20 protein-coding genes and 1 tRNA gene are annotated in these 19,108 nt (G+C 56.4%); 11 read left to right on the forward strand and 10 right to left on the reverse strand.

Features of this window, described 5'->3' with window-relative positions:
* Positions 1-184 precede the first annotated feature (184 nt).
* Positions 185-1,084, forward strand: coding sequence for an AraC family transcriptional regulator (locus GUC22_RS03570; protein ID WP_004115613.1), 900 nt, complete (start codon positions 185-187; stop codon positions 1,082-1,084).
* A 31-nt stretch (positions 1,085-1,115) separates the two neighbouring features.
* Here the strand turns inward: GUC22_RS03570 and yghB are convergent, their stop codons facing one another.
* Together yghB and metC are read right to left on the reverse strand one after the other, a co-directional pair.
* Complete coding sequence (yghB, locus tag GUC22_RS03575) at positions 1,116-1,775, reverse strand: DedA family general envelope maintenance protein YghB (RefSeq protein WP_004125241.1); 660 nt, start codon at positions 1,773-1,775, stop codon at positions 1,116-1,118.
* 132 nt (positions 1,776-1,907) lie between these two features.
* A complete protein-coding gene (gene metC / locus GUC22_RS03580) occupies positions 1,908-3,095 on the reverse strand; it encodes a cystathionine beta-lyase (protein ID WP_004125240.1) in 1,188 nt (395 codons plus the stop codon).
* Between the two features lie 251 nt (positions 3,096-3,346).
* Here metC and exbB point away from each other — a divergent pair, with 251 nt between their 5' ends.
* From exbB to GUC22_RS03605, 5 genes are all read left to right on the forward strand, one after another.
* A complete protein-coding gene (exbB, locus tag GUC22_RS03585) occupies positions 3,347-4,078 on the forward strand; it encodes a tol-pal system-associated acyl-CoA thioesterase (protein ID WP_004125237.1) in 732 nt (243 codons plus the stop codon).
* A 6-nt stretch (positions 4,079-4,084) separates the two neighbouring features.
* On the forward strand, positions 4,085-4,510 hold the full coding sequence (gene exbD, locus GUC22_RS03590; protein ID WP_004135785.1) for a TonB system transport protein ExbD: 426 nt from the start codon (positions 4,085-4,087) through the stop codon (positions 4,508-4,510).
* Between the two features lie 142 nt (positions 4,511-4,652).
* Positions 4,653-5,147 carry a TIGR00645 family protein gene (locus GUC22_RS03595; protein WP_004105804.1) on the forward strand — a complete coding sequence of 165 codons (495 nt, stop codon included), beginning with the start codon at positions 4,653-4,655 and terminating at the stop codon, positions 5,145-5,147.
* A gap of 121 nt (positions 5,148-5,268) precedes the next feature.
* Complete coding sequence (gene yghX, locus GUC22_RS03600; RefSeq protein ID WP_064411354.1) at positions 5,269-6,156, forward strand: YghX family hydrolase; 888 nt, start codon at positions 5,269-5,271, stop codon at positions 6,154-6,156.
* A gap of 83 nt (positions 6,157-6,239) precedes the next feature.
* A complete protein-coding gene (locus tag GUC22_RS03605) occupies positions 6,240-6,527 on the forward strand; it encodes a DUF2623 family protein (protein ID WP_024358670.1) in 288 nt (95 codons plus the stop codon).
* 35 nt (positions 6,528-6,562) lie between these two features.
* Here GUC22_RS03605 and yghU read toward each other — a convergent pair whose 3' ends face one another.
* Together yghU and GUC22_RS03615 are read right to left on the reverse strand one after the other, a co-directional pair.
* Positions 6,563-7,429 carry a glutathione-dependent disulfide-bond oxidoreductase gene (gene yghU / locus GUC22_RS03610; protein ID WP_098362933.1) on the reverse strand — a complete coding sequence of 289 codons (867 nt, stop codon included), beginning with the start codon at positions 7,427-7,429 and terminating at the stop codon, positions 6,563-6,565.
* 60 nt (positions 7,430-7,489) lie between these two features.
* On the reverse strand, positions 7,490-8,050 hold the full coding sequence (locus GUC22_RS03615; protein ID WP_004135790.1) for a DsbA family protein: 561 nt from the start codon (positions 8,048-8,050) through the stop codon (positions 7,490-7,492).
* Between GUC22_RS03615 and GUC22_RS27530 the strand changes: the two genes are divergently transcribed.
* The 3 genes from GUC22_RS27530 to GUC22_RS03625 all read left to right on the forward strand — a co-directional run bounded on the left by GUC22_RS27530 (position 8,050) and on the right by GUC22_RS03625 (position 11,573).
* On the forward strand, positions 8,050-8,178 hold the full coding sequence (locus GUC22_RS27530) for a hypothetical protein (RefSeq protein WP_305955025.1): 129 nt from the start codon (positions 8,050-8,052) through the stop codon (positions 8,176-8,178). The genes GUC22_RS03615 and GUC22_RS27530 overlap by 1 nt on opposite strands.
* 76 nt (positions 8,179-8,254) lie before the next feature.
* On the forward strand, positions 8,255-10,126 hold the full coding sequence (gss, locus tag GUC22_RS03620; protein WP_004135792.1) for a bifunctional glutathionylspermidine amidase/synthase: 1,872 nt from the start codon (positions 8,255-8,257) through the stop codon (positions 10,124-10,126).
* 265 nt (positions 10,127-10,391) lie between these two features.
* The gene (locus tag GUC22_RS03625) at positions 10,392-11,573 is read left to right on the forward strand and encodes a PLP-dependent aminotransferase family protein (RefSeq protein WP_004135794.1); all 1,182 of its coding nucleotides are present in this window, start codon (positions 10,392-10,394) and stop codon (positions 11,571-11,573) included.
* Positions 11,574-11,906: 333 nt separating this feature from the next.
* Here the strand turns inward: GUC22_RS03625 and GUC22_RS03630 are convergent, their stop codons facing one another.
* The 3 genes from GUC22_RS03630 to GUC22_RS03640 form a co-directional block, all read right to left on the reverse strand.
* Positions 11,907-12,095: a hypothetical protein gene (locus GUC22_RS03630; RefSeq protein WP_004135795.1), complete on the reverse strand. Its 189-nt coding sequence runs from the start codon at positions 12,093-12,095 to the stop codon at positions 11,907-11,909.
* Positions 12,096-12,276: 181 nt separating this feature from the next.
* Positions 12,277-12,615: a hypothetical protein gene (locus GUC22_RS03635; protein ID WP_004135798.1), complete on the reverse strand. Its 339-nt coding sequence runs from the start codon at positions 12,613-12,615 to the stop codon at positions 12,277-12,279.
* 104 nt (positions 12,616-12,719) lie between these two features.
* Positions 12,720-13,322 carry a short chain dehydrogenase gene (locus GUC22_RS03640; protein ID WP_004135806.1) on the reverse strand — a complete coding sequence of 201 codons (603 nt, stop codon included), beginning with the start codon at positions 13,320-13,322 and terminating at the stop codon, positions 12,720-12,722.
* Between the two features lie 98 nt (positions 13,323-13,420).
* Here GUC22_RS03640 and GUC22_RS03645 point away from each other — a divergent pair, with 98 nt between their 5' ends.
* Positions 13,421-14,320, forward strand: a complete 900-nt coding sequence (locus tag GUC22_RS03645; RefSeq protein WP_004135809.1) for a LysR family transcriptional regulator — start codon at positions 13,421-13,423, stop codon at positions 14,318-14,320.
* A gap of 79 nt (positions 14,321-14,399) precedes the next feature.
* Here GUC22_RS03645 and GUC22_RS03650 read toward each other — a convergent pair whose 3' ends face one another.
* Complete coding sequence (locus GUC22_RS03650) at positions 14,400-15,545, reverse strand: trans-sulfuration enzyme family protein (RefSeq protein ID WP_004135810.1); 1,146 nt, start codon at positions 15,543-15,545, stop codon at positions 14,400-14,402.
* A gap of 10 nt (positions 15,546-15,555) precedes the next feature.
* Positions 15,556-16,926 carry a pyridoxal-phosphate dependent enzyme gene (locus GUC22_RS03655; protein WP_004135812.1) on the reverse strand — a complete coding sequence of 457 codons (1,371 nt, stop codon included), beginning with the start codon at positions 16,924-16,926 and terminating at the stop codon, positions 15,556-15,558.
* Positions 16,927-17,471: 545 nt separating this feature from the next.
* Here GUC22_RS03655 and GUC22_RS03660 point away from each other — a divergent pair.
* Positions 17,472-18,860 carry an SLC13 family permease gene (locus GUC22_RS03660; protein WP_049085001.1) on the forward strand — a complete coding sequence of 463 codons (1,389 nt, stop codon included), beginning with the start codon at positions 17,472-17,474 and terminating at the stop codon, positions 18,858-18,860.
* Positions 18,861-18,995: 135 nt separating this feature from the next.
* Here the strand turns inward: GUC22_RS03660 and GUC22_RS03665 are convergent.
* A tRNA-Phe gene (locus GUC22_RS03665) sits at positions 18,996-19,071 on the reverse strand.
* Positions 19,072-19,108: the final 37 nt, after the last annotated feature.

The raw sequence follows: 19,108 nt of genomic DNA on the forward strand, positions 1-19,108 counted from the left end.
CAAATAGATAAAACCGCCAACAGAGACAATCCCTCTGTCAGATGACGGACATTGTGTTCCCGTCGCCCGTTCCCCTCAATGCACATTCCTGCCGTTGTCTTGCCCATTTCTCCTTGGGGCTGGAGAAATGCGCCGCAAGTGCGCACAATACGGAGGTATAAAAACGTTCGCAGAGGCCCGAAAAATGAACCGCGCTGAGATATGCCAGCTATTAACGCATAAAGTTAATCAGCTGAAAGATAAAGAAGAAATGCTTAATGGTCTGCTGCCGGATATTCGCCTGCTGTACGGTACCCAGCCGGGGACGCGGACGCCGGTCATGTATCAGCCGGGGATCGTTTTTCTCTTTTCCGGGCATAAAATTGGCTACATTAATGAGCGTACCTTTCGCTATGACACCAATGAGTATCTGCTGCTGACGGTACCGCTACCGTTTGAATGCGAAACCTTCGCCACCCCGGAAGTGCCGCTGGCGGGGATTCGGCTGAACGTCGATATTCTGCAGCTGCAAGAGCTGCTGATGGATATCGGTGAAGATGAGCAGTTTCAGCCGTCCATGGCGTCGAGCGGGATCAACTCCGCGGTGCTGTCCGAAGAGATTCTGTGCGCGGCGGAGCGCCTGCTGGACGTGATGGAGCGCCCGCTGGACGCGCGCATTCTGGGCAAACAGATTATCCGCGAAATTCTTTATCACGTGCTGACCGGGCCGTGCGGCGGGGCGCTGCTGGCGCTGGTCAGCCGGCAGACCCACTTCAGCCTGATCAGCCGCGTGCTGAAGCGTATTGAAAGCCAGTACACGGAAAACCTCAGCGTCGATCAGCTGGCGGCGGAAGCCAATATGAGCGTCTCGGCGTTCCATCATAACTTTAAATCGGTCACCAGCACCTCCCCGCTTCAGTATCTGAAAACCTACCGTCTGCACAAAGCGCGCATGCTGATGATCCACGATGGTATGAAGGCCAGCGCGGCGGCGATGCGGGTAGGGTATGAAAGCGCGTCGCAGTTCAGCCGCGAGTTTAAGCGTTATTTCGGCATGACGCCGGGGGAAGATGCGGCGCGAATCAGAACGATTCAGGGGATGTGAGGGCGGCGAATCCGCGCCGCCCTGGAAACGCTCAGGCGTTACAGTATTTCTTTTTAATCACCACGATAACCGTACCGAGCAGCCCGGCGATCAGCAGCGCGATAGGCAAAATCATCAGGCAGGTCATGACCTGATCTTCATGACGCTTAACGAAGGGAATCATGCTCAGCGCATAGCCCAGGCCGGTAACCACGCCAACCCACAGCAGCGCGCTCAGCCAGTTGAAGAACTGGAAGCGGCGGTTTGGCAGCCCGGAAATGCCCGCCATGGTGGGCAGCAGGGTGCGAACAAACGCCAGAAAACGCCCGGCCAGCAGCGCCAGCAGGCCGTGTTTGTCAAACATGCAGGTTGCCCGCTGATGGTACTTATGCGGCAGATGCCCAAGCCAGCGCTTAACCGTGACGGTGTTACCCAGCCAGCGCCCCTGGATATAGCTCAGCCAGCAGCCGAGGCTGGCCGCGGCGGTTAAAATGGCGACCGTGGGTACAAAGTCCATTACGCCTTTGGCGATCAGCGCCCCGGCGAGCAGCAGCAGGCTATCGCCCGGTAAAAATGAGGCGGGCAGCAGACCGTTTTCCAGAAACAGGGTTGCGAACATGACCAGATATACAACGCCCACAACGTGGGGGTTTGCCAACGCGGCAAAATCATGCTGCCACAGCGCGGCGACAATTTCTTGAATGACAACCATGGACTTTCCTAAGTGGTACCGTGTTTTTTGTCTAGTGTACTCCTGAAGAGGCTCGGGCACCTTGATCCCGGGCGCAACTAAAGCGGCCGTTTTTCTAAAAAACGTCCGCTATTGTTGCCACTGAGTGTCACTTTACACGATACGCGCGAAGCCCGCCGCTAAATCATCCTGCAGATCGGTAACATTTTCTAACCCGATATGCAGGCGGATCAGCGTGCCGCTGAAATCAACTTCAGCATCAGGTCGGATTGCGGCAATGTGTTCCGGCTGGTTGGCTAAAATCAGCGATTCAAAGCCGCCCCAGGAGTAGGCCATGCTGAACAAGCTGAAGTGGTCCAGATAAGCGGACAATTCGGCGTCGGTCAGGCGTTTATTGAGCACGAAAGAGAACAGGCCGCTGCTGCCGGTGAAGTCGCGCTGCCAGAACTCATGGCCTTTGCTGCCGGGCAGAGCGGGGTGGTTCACGCGGGCCACCTGCGGATGCTGCGCCAGCCATTCGGCAATCTGCAGGCTGCTTTCATGGTGCTGACGCAGGCGCACCGCCAGGGTGCGCAGACCGCGGCTGGTCATATAGGCGGTATCGGCATCCACCATTTGCCCCATCAGATAGGCGTTTTCGCGCAGCTGCGCCCAGCAGCGCTCATTGGACACGGCGGTACCGACCATGGCGTCGGAATGGCCGATCAGGTATTTGGTGCCGGCCTGAATGGAGATATCGATACCAAACTCCAGCGCTTTGAACAGCACCCCCGCCGCCCAGGTGTTGTCGATCATAATGATGGCTTCTGGAGCGACGCGGCGCACCGCTGCAACGATCGCCGGAACATCATGAACTTCCATGGTGATGGAACCGGGGGATTCGAGGAACACCACGCGGGTGTTCGGCTGTACCAGACGGGCGATATCGCCGCCGATGAGCGGGTCGAACCAGCCGGTGGTGACGCCGAGTTTGGCGAGGATTTTGGTGCAGAAATCCTGGGTAGGTTCATAGGCGGTGTTGGTCACCAGAATATGGTCGCCCTGCTCGACAAACGCCAGAATGGTATTGGCGACCGCCGCCGCGCCGCAGGGAAAGAGCGCGCAGCCGGCGCCGCCTTCCAGCTCGCACATCGCTTCCTGGAGAGAAAAGTGGGTTAGCGTCCCGCGACGCCCGTAGAACAGCTCGCCTTTGGCGCGGTTGCGGGTGGCGTGTTTTTTCGCTTCGACGGTGTCGAAAACCAGCGATGAGGCGCGCTGAATGACGCTGTTTACCGAGCCTTGGGTGTATTTTTTGCTGCGCCCGGCGTGAACCAGCGCAGTATCAAGATGTTTATCAGCCATGTTCAGATAACCTGTTTTTATACGTCTGGACGTCTAAACTAACATGAATACCCGTTGATGTACCGGGTCGCGGCGGATACAGGTAAAAATTTTACCAACGGCGGGGTCAGCAACTTTTTTACTGCGTAAGCGCAAGGAAAATAATCGTGATTTACTGCACAGTGTAAATACTAATGAGAACCACTATCAATTCGATGCCGTTTTGATATTATTGTGCGCAGTTTTTGTGATTTACGTCCTGGAGATACAGTGTGGGTAATAATTTGATGCAGGCGGATCTCTCCGTTTGGGGTATGTATCATCATGCCGATATTGTCGTTAAGGTAGTGATGATCGGCCTGATTCTGGCGTCGGTGGTCACATGGGCTATCTTTTTCGGCAAAGGCGCAGAGATCCTGGCCAGCAAGCGTCGCCTCAAGCGTGAACAGCAGCTGGTTGCCGAAGCACGCTCTCTCGACCAGGCCAGCGATATCGCTAACGCGTTCGAGGCGAAAAGCCTGACTTCCCAACTGATCAACGAAGCGCAGAACGAGCTGGAGCTGTCCGCAGGTTCTGAAGATAACGAAGGCATTAAAGAGCGTACCGGTTTTCGACTGGAGCGTCGCGTGGCGGCGGTGGGTCGTTACATGGGGCGCGGCAACGGTTATCTGGCGACCATCGGCGCGATTTCCCCGTTCGTCGGTTTGTTTGGTACCGTCTGGGGCATCATGAACAGCTTTATCGGTATTGCCCAGACCCAGACCACCAACCTGGCGGTCGTGGCGCCAGGCATCGCGGAAGCGCTGCTGGCTACGGCAATTGGCCTGTTCGCTGCGATTCCGGCGGTGGTCATCTACAACATTTTCGCCCGTATGATTGCCAGCTACAAAGCTTCACTTGGCGATGTCGCCGCCCAGGTTCTGCTGCTGCAAAGCCGTGACCTGGACCTGAGCGCCAGCGGCGTTAAGCCGGTGCGTACCGCCCAGAAACTCCGCGTAGGTTGATGCTTTATGGCCATGCATTTTAACGAAAACCTCGATGATAACGGTGAAATGCACGACATCAACGTGACGCCGTTTATCGACGTCATGCTGGTGCTGCTGATCATCTTTATGGTGGCGGCGCCGCTGGCCACCGTAGACGTGAAGGTGAATCTTCCGGCTTCTTCCAGCCAGCCGCAGCCGCGCCCGGAAAAACCGATCTACCTGTCGGTGAAGGCGGATAAAACCATGTTCCTCGGTAATGACCCCATCACCGAAGAGAGCATGATTGCGTCCCTGGATGCCCTGACCGAAGGCAAGAAAGATACCACCGTCTTCTTCCGCGCGGATAAAACCGTGGACTACGAGACGATGATGAAGGTCATGGATACCCTGCACCAGGCGGGCTATCTGAAGATTGGCCTGGTGGGCGAAGAGACCGTCAAAGCCAAGTAACCCCTTACCGACTCATCTCCCAGGCTGGCCTTGCGCCAGCCTTTTTTATCTCCTCGAATCGCTCTCCTGTTGGACGACTGTTGCTATAACGTTACCCTGTTGCGGTATAATGGCAGTCGTTTATGTTAACTGACAGGATCTTATGGAACGCTTTCTGGAAAATGCTATGTACGCCTCGCGCTGGCTGCTGGCGCCGGTTTATTTTGGCCTTTCGCTCGGTTTGATTGCGCTGACGATCAAATTTTTTCAGGAGATCTTCCACATACTGCCGCATATTTTCAGCGTCAGTGAGTCGGATATGATTCTGACCCTGCTGTCGCTGGTGGATATGACCCTGGTGGGCGGTCTGCTGGTGATGGTGATGTTCTCCGGCTATGAAAATTTTGTCTCGCAGCTGGATATCAACGAAGGTAAGGAGAAGCTCAGCTGGCTGGGCAAAATGGACGCCACTTCGCTGAAAAATAAGGTGGCCGCCTCCATCGTGGCGATCTCCTCTATTCACCTGCTGCGGGTGTTTATGGACGCGAAAAACGTCCCGGACAATAAGCTGATGTGGTACGTCATCATCCACCTGACCTTTGTGCTGTCAGCCTTTGTGATGGGCTACCTCGATCGTCTGACCAAAGTGAAACACTGATCCCTTCTCTCCCGGCGGCGTTGGCCGCTGGGCTTTTTACTCCCCGTTTCTGCTTTTCTGCGCTGGCGTATGTCCGGGCTTCTGCTTTGCTTAAAGGGCGCTTAACAACGGAGGCAGGGTGATGACGCGATTAACGGCCAAAGATTTCCCGCAGCAGCTGCTCGAATACTATGACTACTACGCCCACGGCAAAATCAGCAAACGCGAGTTTCTCCAGCTGGCGGGGAAGTATACCGTCGGCGGGATGACCGCGCTGGCGCTGTTTAATCTGCTGAAGCCCGACTATGCTCTGGCAGAGCAGGTACCGTTCACCGACCCGGATATCCGCCCGGAGTATATTCATTATCCCTCTCCTGACGGCCACGGCGAAGTGCGGGCTTATCAGGTGATGCCGGCGAAAATAGCCGACAAAGCGCCTGCCGTGGTGGTGGTTCATGAGAACCGCGGCCTGAATCCCTATATTGAAGACGTTGCCCGGCGGGTGGCGAAAGCGGGCTATATCGCGCTGGCGCCGGATGGCCTGAGCTCCGTCGGCGGCTATCCGGGGAATGATGATGAAGGCCGCGCGCTGCAGCAGAAAGTCGATCCCGTGAAGCTGATGAATGATTTCTTTGCGGCGGTCGCGTTTATGGCGAAGCATCCGCAGGCGACGGGGAAGGTCGGTATCACCGGTTTTTGCTACGGCGGCGGCGTCAGCAACGCGGCGGCGGTGGCTATCCCTGAGCTGGCCTGCGCGGTGCCGTTTTACGGCCGCCAGCCGCCATTGAAGGAGGTCGATAAAATTAAAGCGCCGCTGCTGCTGCACTATGCCGGCCTCGATAGCGGCATTAATGAAGGCTGGCCCGCCTATGAACAGGCGCTGAAGGCGCATAATAAAGTTTACGAGGCCTATCTCTATCAGGGCGTGAATCACGGCTTTCATAATGATTCCACGCCGCGCTACGATCGGGCTGCGGCTGACCTGGCCTGGCAACGCACGCTGGCATGGTTTGAACGGTATTTACGTTAGCGAACTCGTCAGAAATAGCGCTACCGCTCGCTTAAAAAAACGCTATATAATTTAATATATAGCGATTGGGTGGGGAGGGCGCGATGGAAAATCATTTTGGTAAAGGCTTAATGGCGGGGCTACAGGCATCCTATGCTGATACCGCTACGCATGCGGCGAACTTTTGCGCCGACTATAAACGCGGGTTTGTGCTTGGCTACTCGCACCGCATGTTTGAAAAAACCGGCGATCGCCAGCTTAGCGCCTGGGAAGCGGGGATCCTCACCCGTCGCTACGGTCTGGAAAGAGATTGGGTGATGGACTTCTTTAAAGAGGGAAATTCGTCTACCGCGCAGCGCTACTTTATGGCGGGCTATCGGCTGGAAAGCTAAAAACCGGAGGTGGGCGCCTCCGGTGGGCCAGAGCGTTACGCCTGGCGCTTATCTTCGGTTTGCGTGTCGAAGTCGCTGGCGTCATGGCGCTCGTGAAGCTGCTCGTTGAGCGGGCCAGAGGTGCGGTTAACCATACGTCCGCGCTGAACGGCCGGACGGTTGCCGACGTCCTGCGCCCAGCGCAGCACGTTTTTATAGCTACCGGCATCAAGGAACTCGGCGGCGTTGTAAACGTTCCCCAGCACCACGTTGCCGTACCACGGCCAGATAGCCATGTCGGCGATGGTGTACTCCTCTCCTGCCACAAAACGGCCGCGGGCAAGCTGCTTGTCGAGCACGTCAAGCTGGCGTTTGGCTTCCATCGTAAAGCGGTCGATCGCGTATTCGATTTTCACCGGCGCATAGCTGAAGAAATGGCCAAAACCGCCGCCGAGGAACGGGGCCGAGCCCTGCAGCCAGAACAGCCAGTTGAGAGTTTCAGTGCGGCCTGCCGGATCTTTGGGCAGGAAGAAGCCGAACTTTTCCGCCAGATAGAGCAGGATGCTGCCGGATTCAAAAACGCGGGTCGGCGGCGTGGTGGAGTGGTCGCGGAGCGCGGGGATTTTCGAGTTCGGGTTAACCTCGACAAAGCCGCTGGAGAACTGGTCGCCTTCGCCGATGCGAATCAGCCAGGCGTCGTATTCCGCGCCGCTGACGTCTAACGCCAGCAGTTCTTCCAGCATAATGGTCACCTTCTGCCCGTTAGGCGTCCCCAGCGAATAGAGCTGAAGCGGGTGCGCGCCCACCGGCAGCACCCGATCGTGCGTTGCGCCGGAAACGGGACGGTTGATATTGGCGAATGCGCCGCCGTTGTTTTGCTTCCATTCCCACACTTTAGGTGGCTGGTAGTTATTCTCTGACATGCTGATCTGCCTTTTTAGTGAGGTGTTGAAGTCGTGGCGCTAAACTTTCGGTGCGCCGGTCTAAGCCAGAATCCGCGCGGCCCATACGCTGACGTCGTCGCCGCTGCCGAGATCCGCCTGCACCAGGCCGTTAACCATAAAGGTCGGCGACACGTGGATGCCGTTCTGGCGGGCATACTTGCTGTGCCATTTGATCTCGTTTTGCAGCTCCGGGCGGGCAAACGCCGCAGCCAGCGAAACGTGGCTATAGCGTTCGATACGCTCGATAATCTGCTGCGGCGTGGCGTCCATGTTTGGCCCGCTGCAGTGGTCGGTAAACTCAAACTCTTCGCGGTGGTCGGCGACGGCTTTAAGCACCTTATGCGCCTGCTCCCGGCCGTGCGGCAAGGTGGAAGCGGCGAGAATGCAGCGCACGATGACGCCGGAAAACAGATGCCAGGGCTGGGACTGGAGACGAATTTTGATCGTCACGTTATCCGCGCCAACTTCATCCAGCAGATCATCCAGCTTATTAAAGGCGCGCACGGAGAAAGGGCAGGTGGGTTCGAGGAACACCTCAAAGGTGCGTGGGCCATGCCCCCAGACCAGCGGTTGGGCAGTCAGATGCGAAGGTGTGCTCATTGTCGACTCCTGTTTTTTTTATCTCAAATAACGATATCACTTTTGCCCGGCGGCGCAGGCTTATTTTCCTTAAGGGCACGATTAGCGAATCGAATGAGTGGTATCATCACTCCACCTCTGTCTGGTAAGTGCCTGCGGCAGGATAAGAAGAGGGAGTTTTGTTTCGCCAACTGCCCGGGCTGCATTAATTTGAGGTCAGGCTAAATGAGCAAAGGTTCGACAAGCAGTGACGCCCCGTTTGGTACACTCTTAGGCTACGCACCGGGCGGCGTGGCGATTTATTCTTCGAATTACAGTAGCTTAAATCCGCAAGATTACCCGGATGACGCCACGTTCCGCAGCTATATCGGTAATGAGTATATGGGGCACAAATGGCAGTGCGTGGAGTTCGCGCGCCGTTTTCTGTTCCTCACCTACGGTTTTGTTTTCACCGATGTCGGCATGGCCTACGAAATCTTCTCCCTGCGTTTTTTACGCGAGGTGGTCAACGACAATATTCTGCCGCTGCAGGCGTTCGCCAACGGCTCCCGCCGTCCGCCGATCGCCGGCTCACTGCTGATCTGGCAGAAAGGCGGCGAGTTTAAGCACACTGGCCACGTGGCGGTGATTACGCAACTGGTAGGCAATAAGGTCAGGATTGCCGAGCAGAACGTGATTCACTCGCCGCTGCCGCAGGGCCAGCAGTGGACCCGAGAGCTGACGCTGGAAGTGAAAAACGGCATCTACACGATTAAAGACACCTTTGCCGATACCGAAATCCTCGGCTGGATGATCCAAACCGCCGATACCGAGCACAGCCTGCCGCAGCCGGTGCTGCCGGGTGAGGCGATGGCCATCAAAGGCGCGCGGCTGCCGAATAAAGGCCAATACCGCGGCAACTGGCTCAACGAGAAAGATTCGCTGCAAAAAGCCTACGTGGAAGCCAACGGCCACGTCATCAATAAAGACCCTTACCAGTATTTCACCATCACCGAAAGCGCCGAGCAGGAGCTTATCAAGGCCACCAACGAGCTGCATCTGATGTACCTGCACGCCACCGACAAGGTGATGAAGGATGACAGCCTGCTGGCGCTGTTCGATATTCCGAAAATTCTCTGGCCGCGCCTGCGCCTCTCGTGGCAGCGGCGTCGCCATCATATGATTACCGGCCGCATGGATTTCTGTATGGATGAGCGCGGGCTGAAGGTATATGAGTACAACGCCGACTCCGCGTCCTGCCATACCGAAGGCGGGCTGATCCTCGAACAGTGGCTGAAACAGGGCTACTACGGCACCGGCCACAACCCGGCGGAAAACCTGCTGGATGAGCTGGCTGGGGCGTGGAAGCACAGCCGGGCGCGTCCTTTCGTGCACATCATGCAGGATAAGGATCTGGAGGAGAACTACCACGCGCAGTTTATCCAGCGTTCGCTGACCCAGGCCGGTTTTGAGAGCAAAATTCTGTTTGGCCTTGATGAGCTGCGCTGGGATGCCGCCGGGCAGCTGATCGACGCCGACGGTCGTCTGGTTAACTGCGTCTGGAAAACCTGGGCATGGGAAACCGCCATTGAGCAGGTGCGGGAAGTCAGCGCCGATGAGTACGCGGCGGTGCCGATCCGTACCGGACACCCGAATAATGAAGTTCGCCTGATAGACGTTCTGCTGCGCCCGGAAGTATTAGTCTTCGAGCCGCTGTGGACGGTCATCCCCGGCAATAAGGCGATTTTGCCGGTGCTGTGGTCGCTGTTCCCCAACCATCGCTATCTTCTGGATACCGATTTTGTGGTCAACGAGCAGTTGGCGGAAAGCGGCTATGCGGTTAAGCCTATCTCAGGCCGCTGCGGCAACAATATCGACCTGATTGGCCCGCAGGACGAAGTGCTGGATAAAACCAGCGGCCAGTTTTTCGACCGCAAAAATATCTACCAGCAGCTGTGGTGCCTGCCAAAAGTGGATGGCAAATACATCCAGGTTTGCACCTTCACCGTCGGCGGTAACTACGGCGGGACCTGCCTGCGCGGAGATGATTCTCTGGTGGTTAAAAAAGAGAGCGATATTGAGCCGTTAATCGTGCTAAAAGACACAGATAGCCGTTAAGTTTGGCCCGGATTGCGGCGATGAGCGCCTTATTCGGGCTGCGGTTCTCGTCACCTGCGGCATTTGTAGCCCGGGCAAGGCGCATCGCGCCGCCCCCGGGGGAAGGCCGCAGGGTGCTGAAGAATATCCCGGAGGCGATGCTGCGCATCTGTCCGGGCTACCGAACATACGAACCCGTAGCCCCAGTGAGCATAGTGCGACCGGGAGAATTATCGGTAAAAAATAGATAAAACATCACAACAACAAGACAGAAAAGGAAAATAGTATGCACGATCGGCGACTCGCCGCCCGCGCGGGTGAACTTAAGCCCTCCGCCGTCCGCGAACTCCTCAAGCACAGTAAACTGCCCGGCGTGATCTCCCTGGGCGGCGGCATTCCGGCCCCGGAGCTTTTTGATACCGAAGGCCTGAACCTGGCGGTGCAGCAGGTGATGAACGGGCGCTTTAACGATGCGTTTCAGTACGGGTTGACCGAAGGTTATCCGCCGCTGCGTCAGGCCGTTAGCGAACTGTGTCAGGCGCGCGGCGTTGCCTGCCCGGCAAGCCATGTCTATATCACCTCCGGTTCGCAGCAGTCGTTGGATATCGTCGCCCGCACGCTGCTCGATCCGGGCGATGCTATCGTCGTTGAGCGCCCGACCTATCTGGCGGCGCTGCAGGTCTTCCAGCTGGCGCAGGCGAACATTCTCAGCGTCGATACCGATGATGACGGTATGCTGGTGGAGCAACTGGCCGACCTGCTGGAAACCACCCGGGTGAAAGCCGTTTACCTGGTGCCGACGTTTGGCAACCCCGGCGGGAAAACCCTGAGCGAAGCGCGCCGTCGCCGCCTGGTAGAGCTGGCGAAAAAGCACGACTTCGTCATCATTGAAGACGATCCGTACGGTGAAATCAGCTTCACTGACGAAGTACGCCGCCCGCTGTATCAGTACGCGGTTGAGCTGGGCTGTGAAGATCAGGTGGTTTATACCTCCACCTTCTCCAAGATCCTCGCGCCGGGGATGCGTATTGGCTGGATCGTCATGCCGGACTGGCTGGCGCAGCAGACGGTGATCGTCAAACAGGCGGCGGATCTGCACACTAACATGCTCTCGCAGGTGATCACCGCGGAATACCTGAGCATGAACCGTCTGGAAAGCCAGATTGCCCTGATTCGCGAAGATTATCGTAAGAAGTGCGTGGCGCTGGCCGACGCGCTGGAATCGCAGCTTGGCGAGCATCTGGAGTTCAGCCGTCCTAAAGGCGGTATGTTCCTGTGGGCTCGCTTCCGTTATCCGTTCGATACCATGGAATGGATGAAGAAAACGCTGGAAAACGGCGTAGTCTACGTGCCTGGGGAAGCGTTCTATAACGATAACCCGGATACCCGCACGCTGCGTCTCTCCTACTCTACGGTGTCGGCAGACGGTCTGATGACCGCCGTCGAGCGTCTGGCGAAGTCGCTGTAATCGCCCTGCTCTGCGCCGTTGGCGGCGCGGGGCTTCCTTGCCGTTCTCTTCTCTAAGCCCCCATCTTCATGCGAATGCATGGTCTGCCCGTTGAGCGAAAAACAGCAATGAGTAACGTGAAAATGGCTTGGGCGGGGTTTTTGAATCGCCCGTAGCCTTTGGCTACGGGCGAGAGAAACACAGAGGCGGGCCTTCTGCGACTTATCGTCGGCCCGGGTCGTTAATCCTGGTCGGCAATGCGATCGTCAAGCCAGATCAGCATCAATGCGGAAAGAAAAGCAACAGCGACGGTACCAATAGCTAACAGCATAAGAAGAGCCTCAGGGGTTTTTATTATTTTTCTGCGTTGACCGATGAGCGATTATTTCTGTCTGTGATGGTGACTTTGGTTGCTGACTGGGATGTGGCGAGGGTGAAAAAATCGTCAGCATCGATATCGAAATTGAGGACGATTTCTTTGTACTTCCCGCAATTCATTAACTCTTTTGCTTCTTTCATACTACTGGCTGTAATAGTAGGCATCAGTTTCATCTCGTTGAAAAACTGAGAAGCAAAATAAGAGCTTGTCGATACCAGATCAACTACTTTTTATGATAAGGGCAATCCGGCGTCAGATTGATGATTGCCGCCGCCAATAGCCAATTGAAACATAATTTCTGTTTAACCTTTCCTGCCAGCGTTTCGTTTTGCTCAGCGCGAATTCTTAGCGCGAACGCTGTTTTTCGCTCATCAGCTGGCGACAGCGCTGCTGGTCCTTGCTGATACTTTTCTGTTCTTCCGGCGTGAGCTGCTGCCAGGTGTCCAGCATCCGTTGGCCCAGGGCGGGCACGTAATGGGTCTTATGTAGCGCATAGTCCGAATTGCCGCCTTCAATCATATTTTCCATATCGCGGAGAAACGCGCGGCTGTCCTGATGGTCGATCGCGCAGAAGACGGAGCGGTAGTACGCGACATCCTCTTCGGCGTAGCGGGGCGTGAACCACCAGATAAGCAGGGCGATAAGCGCCAAAAGCGGGGCAATAAAAGCGAGTTTTTTCAACATGAGTGGTTCAAAAAGGCAAATTGAAGGGCCAGTGTAACTGTTGATGGAACAGGATGTAAGCGCCGTCGCGGGCCGGAAGGGGGATTCCAGCCCGCAGCGGCCGGTTAGTAGCCGACCTTATAGATCCGTCCGTTCTGGATGCCTTCTACGCTGCGGCGGTAGGCCTGAGCCACGCTGGCGGCGGGGACGCTGGCAAAACCGGGGAAGAAACCGTCGTAGGCTGCCGCCGATTCCGTTAATACGGTCGGGCTAATCAGGTTAATGCGTATTCCGCGCGGCAGTTCGCAGGCGGCGGCGCGAACGAATCCTTCCAGCCCGGCGTTGACGGTGGTGGCATTGACGCCCTGAGCGATGGGCTCATGGGCGACGATCCCGCTAATCAGCGTAATAGATCCGCCATCGTTCAGATAATGCTGGCCGGTCAACGCCAGGCGAATCTGCCCCAATAGCTTATCCTGTAAGCCCTGGTTGAAATCGCCGTCGGTCATGGTTGCCAGTGGGCCAAAGAACAGATTACCGGTGGCGGAAACAATCGCGTCTACCCGGCCGGTTTTCTCAAACAGGCTCTCTACGCTTTGCTGTGAGGTGATATCCACTTGATAGTCGCCCTGAGTGCGGCCGACGTGAATAACCTCATGACGCTGACTTAACTCTTGCGCAACCGCGCGGCCAACGGTACCGCTGGCGCCAATAACGATGATTTTCATAGCAGGTTCCTCTCTCGGGTGAGAGGCTATTCTTTAATAAAACAGATATCGGATAAACTGGCTAAAAGTTAAATGATTACTAACCTGAGGTTTGCAATATGGATAAGCTGCGGGCGATGGAGACCTTTATTGCGGTGGTGGAATGCGGAAGCTTTACCGAAGCCGCATCGCGGCTCGATATGTCGGCGGTGATGGTCGGGAAATATATCGCGCTGATCGAGCGGCAGCTTAATACCCGTCTTCTTGAGCGCAATACCCGCCGCCAGAGCCTCACCGACGCCGGGCGGGTCTATTTTGACGAGGCGAAACGCGTCCTTGAGCAGGTTTCCATCGCCGAAAGCGCGGTGGAGAGGCTGCGGATCGCGCCCGCGGGGACGCTGCGGGTAAGCGCGCCGACGTCGTTTGGCGCCTGCGTGATCGCACCGCTGGCCGCCACTTTTCTCCAGGCCTGGCCCGACGTGCGCGTGGAGCTGGATCTGACCAACCGGATGGTCGATCTGGTGGATGAAGGTATCGATCTGGCGATCCGTATCGGCGAGATCCGCAATAACGATCTGGTGGCAAAGTATCTCGCGCCCTACCGGATGACGATCTGCGCCGCGCCCGGGTATTTAGCCCGCCACGGTACGCCGACAACGCCTGCGGACCTGGCCGATCACCTCTGTTTGTCGCATACGGTGTGGACCGCGCGCAATGAGTGGAAGCTGCCGGGCGCGGAGGAGGGCGTCCGCTGGAAGCGCGATGCTGTTCTGCGCTGTAATGATGGCTACGCGCTGCGAACGGCGGCGATCGCCGGCGCCGGACTGCTGCTGCAGCCGGAAGTGCTGCTGGCAGATGCGCTCGAGTGCGGCCAACTGGTGCGCGTGCTGGAGGCTTATACTCCACAGCCGAGGCCGGTTCATCTACTCTGGCGGCAGGACCTGCGCCCGCTGCCGAAGCTGACGCGGTTTGTTGAGCATCTTTTGCAGGGGCAGCGCCAGAACGGGCTGACCGCTTAATTCTCTGCCGGGCGGCGGGCCTGATGTGATGGGGGGCTTGTCGGCCCGGCAAAGCGTTAGCTGCTGCCGGGCAATCTGCTTAGTCGCGCAGCGCATGGCGCCAGTCGGCGATCAGATCCTGCGGATCTTCAATCCCTACCGACAGACGAATCAGCTGCGGAGTAATCCCGTTGGCTAACCGCTGCTCCAGCGGGATCGACGCGTGGGTCATGCTAAACGGCTGGCTCACCAGGCTTTCCACGCCGCCGAGGCTCTCCGCGAGGGTAAACAGCTTCAGTTTACGAATGATCCGCTCGGCGTAGCTATCGTCGCCTTTGACCACCACGGAGATCATCCCGCCGGGAAGCGCCATCTGCCTGCGCGCCAGCTGATGATGCGGATGCGAGGCCAGCCACGGGAACCAGACCTTTTCGACCTGCGGCTGCTGCTCCAGCCACTCGGCGAGCAGCAGCGCATTGCTGCTGTGGCGCTCCATACGCAGCGCCAGGGTACGAATACCGCGCAGCGTCAGGAAGCTGCTGAACGGATCGAGAACGCCGCCAACCGCGTTTTGCAGATAGCCCAGCTTTTCCGCCAGCGCGGCGTTGTCGCCGACCACCGCCAGCCCGGCGACCACATCGGAGTGGCCGTTGAGGTATTTGGTCGCCGAGTGCACCACGATATCGAAGCCCAGCTCCAGCGGACGATGGATAGCCGGCGAGGCGAAGGTGTTGTCGGTGACGCTGATAATATTGTGCCGCCGGGCAATGGCGGCGATAGCGCTGAGGTCGGCCAGCTTAAGCAGCGGGTTGGTCGGCGTTTCGACCCAGATCATGCGCGTATCGGGCCGAATGGCCGCTTCGATGGCCGCCAGATCGTCGGGCTTCACCCAGCTCACCCGCAGGCCGGCGCTGCGGCGGCGAACGTTTTCAATCAGCCGGTACGTGCCGCCGTAGACATCGTCGACGGCGACCAGGTGGCTATCTTTATCCAGCAGCTCCAGCACGGTTGAGATGGCCGCAAGGCCGGAAGCAAAGGCGTAGCCGCGCGTGCCGCTTTCCAGGTCGGCAATTGCCGTTTCCAGCGCGTGGCGGGTCGGGTTGCCGCTGCGCGAATATTCGTACCCTGTATGCTGGCCCGGCGCGGGCTGGGCAAAGGTAGAGGTGGCATAAATAGGCGGCATCACCGCGCCGTGTTCATCGGTAAATGTGCCGCTATGTACGCTCAGAGTATGCAAATTTGTCATTGAGAAGTCCTTACTGTTCGAGTCGGTTACGCCAGGTGGTCAGCACATCGCTGCGGGTAATGAGGCCAAGAAAACGATCGTTGTCGGCGATAACGGCTACCAGGCCGCGATCGAAAATGGCCTTCAGCGCGCTTTCCGGCGCGTGCTTATCCAGGGTTTCCACGTTACGGGTCATCGCTTCCCTGACCGGCAGAGCAAAGCGCTGGCTGTCGCCCTGGACATGGCTAATCAGATCCCATTCGTCGACGATGCCGACGACGCGGCCGTTTTCCAGCACCGGTAGCTGTGAGATGTCATAGAGACGCATACGCGCGAGGATGGCCGCCAGGGTATCGTCCGGCGCGGCGGTGACGGTTGCCCCTTCGTCGTGGCGCAGAGCGATAAAATCGCTGAGATCGCCGCGCGATGGGCGGCTTAAAAAGCCCTGCTGGCGCATCCAGTCATCGTTAAACATCTTTGATAAATATTTATTGCCGCTGTCGCAGGCGAAGGTCACCACGCGTTTAGGGGATGTCTGCGACCGGCAGTAGCGCAGGGCGGCGGTGAGCAATGTTCCGGTAGAGGAGCCTGCCAGAATACCTTCAACCTGCAGCAGCTGGCGGGCGGTGGCGAAAGCTTCGCTATCGGTGACGCGGTAAGCGCTGCGGACGCCTTCAAGATGGGCCAGCGGCGGAATAAAGTCTTCGCCGATCCCTTCAACCAGCCAGGAGCCGGTTTCACCGTAGCGTCCGGTTTCGACCTGGTCCGCCAGAATGGAGCCCGCCGGATCGGCGAGGATAAATTCCGTTTTAGGGGAGTGTTCAGCAAACCAGGCCTGTAGCCCGCCGAGCGTTCCGCCGGAGCCGACGCCGACGACGATCGCGTCGATATCGCCTTCCAGCTGCTGGAAGATTTCGGGGGCAGTGGTGGTGGCATGCGCCAGCGGATTGGCCTCGTTATTAAACTGGTCGATATAAAAGGCGCCTGGCGTTTCGTCGGCAAGACGCCGGGCGTAGTCCTGATAGTAGGCGGGATGGCCTTTGTTAACGTCCGAGCGGGTAAGCTGCACCTGCGCTCCCAGCGCGCGCAGATGGAAAATCTTCTCGCGGCTCATTTTGTCCGGCACCACCAGGATCAGGCGATAATTTTTCTGCGCGGCGATCAGCGCCAGCCCGAGGCCGGTATTGCCGGCGGTGGCTTCGATAATCGTGCCCCCGGGCTTTAATTTTCCTTCGCGCTCTGCCTGGGTAATCATGGATAGCGCGACGCGGTCTTTTATCGAGCCGCCGGGATTTTGATTTTCCAGTTTTAGAAACAGGTTGCAGGGGCCGGTATCCAGCTTATGCAGCTGCAGCAGGGGAGTATGACCAATCAGGTCGCTAACGGAATGAAAAACTGACATAACATTTTGCCCATTCGTATCGAGATGATTTGAATGGTAGGGCTGCAAAATTGGCATTTTAAAGAACTTTTGTCTGCCGTTAAGAGCAAAAAGGAATATAAGATGCTTTTTAGCCATCCGGAGGGAAAGGTTGTTAGCCGCCTGGGCGTGTCGATTTCCAGAAAATAGCTTTTTTGCCGGGTTTTTCACCGAATTATCCGTTTTTACGCGCTGCTTTATCTCTATTTCAGAAAAGGATTGCTGAAAATAATCGATAGTTCCCAGCGGCAACTTTCAGGTGCCAGCGAAAATATCAGTACCCGGTATACCGGGGCATTGTTCAACGACGGAAATTCAGGTGAGTGAATTAATCCTGATAAGATGTTCCTGCTCGCTTCAATAAATAACCTATATCAGGAACCCTATTTCCAAAAATATCCTGCCCAGTAGTTAATCAGTCGGAAAATTGTCTGGTACGATCCAGTTAACAGAACAGGAACATAATTTATACCTGCAAGACATATACATGTAATGATTCAGTCGTAACCAGTTACAAGGAAGCTACTATGAATAAAAACGACATGAGTCCTTTACCCACCAATACCCACGAGTGGTTTTTTAATCGTAACAGCATCATCATTTTGCTCGATATTGTTCTGTTTATCGTTCTCTACAACACGCTACCCTATGAGCCGAAGGTGGTCATGGGACTGAGTATGCTCGCTTTTATCGCCGTATTATGGTTAACGGAAGCGCTGCATGTGACCGTCACGGCAATAATGGTTCCCGTCATGGCTGTGCTGCTGGGGGTATTTAATACCCAGGCGGCGCTAAACAGTTTTGCCAACTCTACGATATTTCTTTTCCTCGGCGGCTTTGCTCTGGCGGCGGCGATGCATGTGCAGGGGCTGGATAAAGTCATTGCTGATAAGGTATTAGCGATGGCGAGGGGTAAAATGAGCCTCGCGGTCTTTATGCTGTTTGGCGTGACGGCGCTGCTGTCAATGTGGATCAGTAATACGGCGACGGCCGCAATGATGATGCCGCTGGTATTGGGGATCCTGAGCAAAGTCGATAGCAAAAACAGCCATTCGACCTATGTGTTTGTGCTCCTGGGGATTGCCTATAGCGCCAGCATTGGCGGGATGGCGACTATCGTCGGCAGTCCACCGAATGCGATTGCCGCCGCCGAGGTGGGGCTCTCCTTCTTTGACTGGATGAAGTTCGGTTTCCCGGCAATGATCGTCTTACTGCCTGTCGCTATTGCGATTCTTTACCTCGTGTTCAGGCCGGAACTTAAGGGGACCTTCGAAACGAATAGTGAACGGGTCGATTGGGATAAAGGCAAAATAGTCACCCTGGCTATTTTTGCGCTTACCGTATTCTTCTGGATTTTCAGCGGACCCATTAACGATCTGCTGGGCGGTTTTAAATCCTTCGATACCATCGTGGCTTTAGGCGCCATTATATTGGTCAATTTCGCCCGGGTGGTTCACTGGAAGGATATAGAGAAAACGGCTGACTGGGGCGTGCTGCTATTATTCGGCGGTGGTATTTGCTTAAGTAATGTGTTGAAAGAGACGGGCACCAGCTTGTTTCTGGCAAACCAGATTAGCGGGATGGTGGCTCATATGGGGATATTTATTATTATCCTGGTGATTGCAACATTCGTGGTGTTTCTAACCGAGTTTGCCAGTAATACGGCCAGCGCTGCGTTGCTCATTCCCGTATTTGCCTCGGTGGCCGAAGCGTTCGGCATGTCTCCTGTGATTCTGTCGGTATTGATTGCCATTGCGGCTTCATGCGCTTTTATGCTGCCCGTGGCGACGCCGCCAAACGCTATCGTTTTCGCCACCGGTCATATCAAGCAGCAGGAGATGATGCGCGCCGGCCTGTTTTTGAATATCGCCTGTATTATCGTTTTGACCGGATTTAGCATGTTGTTTTGGGTATAACTTTTAATAAGCGAGCTTCCACCCAATATCATTGCAAATGAAGACTACCTTGCGGCGAATAATCGAACGCAGTTCGATGGAGAGTCCGGTCGCAGAAAAGCAAAAACCCGCCTTGCGGGCGGGTTCTTTAAATAGTGGTGCCCGGACTCGGAATCGAACCAAGGACACGGGGATTTTCAATCCCCTGCTCTACCGACTGAGCTATCCGGGCAACGGGGCGCATTAAACCTGATTCACCGCACCTCGTC

The organism is Klebsiella sp. MPUS7 (assembly GCF_009905335.1).
In the GTDB taxonomy this organism is placed as follows: domain Bacteria; phylum Pseudomonadota; class Gammaproteobacteria; order Enterobacterales; family Enterobacteriaceae; genus Klebsiella; species Klebsiella grimontii.

Coding starts and splice junctions, on each gene's coding strand:
- GUC22_RS03570 (WP_004115613.1), top strand. CDS start 185: ATGAACCGCGCTGAGATATGCCAGCTATTAACGCATAAAGTTAATCAG.
- yghB (WP_004125241.1), bottom strand. CDS start 1,775: ATGGTTGTCATTCAAGAAATTGTCGCCGCGCTGTGGCAGCATGATTTT.
- metC (WP_004125240.1), bottom strand. CDS start 3,095: ATGGCTGATAAACATCTTGATACTGCGCTGGTTCACGCCGGGCGCAGC.
- exbD (WP_004135785.1), top strand. CDS start 4,085: ATGGCCATGCATTTTAACGAAAACCTCGATGATAACGGTGAAATGCAC.
- GUC22_RS03595 (WP_004105804.1), top strand. CDS start 4,653: ATGGAACGCTTTCTGGAAAATGCTATGTACGCCTCGCGCTGGCTGCTG.
- yghX (WP_064411354.1), top strand. CDS start 5,269: ATGACGCGATTAACGGCCAAAGATTTCCCGCAGCAGCTGCTCGAATAC.
- GUC22_RS03605 (WP_024358670.1), top strand. CDS start 6,240: ATGGAAAATCATTTTGGTAAAGGCTTAATGGCGGGGCTACAGGCATCC.
- yghU (WP_098362933.1), bottom strand. CDS start 7,429: ATGTCAGAGAATAACTACCAGCCACCTAAAGTGTGGGAATGGAAGCAA.
- GUC22_RS03615 (WP_004135790.1), bottom strand. CDS start 8,050: ATGAGCACACCTTCGCATCTGACTGCCCAACCGCTGGTCTGGGGGCAT.
- gss (WP_004135792.1), top strand. CDS start 8,255: ATGAGCAAAGGTTCGACAAGCAGTGACGCCCCGTTTGGTACACTCTTA.
- GUC22_RS03625 (WP_004135794.1), top strand. CDS start 10,392: ATGCACGATCGGCGACTCGCCGCCCGCGCGGGTGAACTTAAGCCCTCC.
- GUC22_RS03630 (WP_004135795.1), bottom strand. CDS start 12,095: ATGCCTACTATTACAGCCAGTAGTATGAAAGAAGCAAAAGAGTTAATG.
- GUC22_RS03635 (WP_004135798.1), bottom strand. CDS start 12,615: ATGTTGAAAAAACTCGCTTTTATTGCCCCGCTTTTGGCGCTTATCGCC.
- GUC22_RS03640 (WP_004135806.1), bottom strand. CDS start 13,322: ATGAAAATCATCGTTATTGGCGCCAGCGGTACCGTTGGCCGCGCGGTT.
- GUC22_RS03645 (WP_004135809.1), top strand. CDS start 13,421: ATGGATAAGCTGCGGGCGATGGAGACCTTTATTGCGGTGGTGGAATGC.
- GUC22_RS03650 (WP_004135810.1), bottom strand. CDS start 15,545: ATGACAAATTTGCATACTCTGAGCGTACATAGCGGCACATTTACCGAT.
- GUC22_RS03655 (WP_004135812.1), bottom strand. CDS start 16,926: ATGTCAGTTTTTCATTCCGTTAGCGACCTGATTGGTCATACTCCCCTG.
- GUC22_RS03660 (WP_049085001.1), top strand. CDS start 17,472: ATGAATAAAAACGACATGAGTCCTTTACCCACCAATACCCACGAGTGG.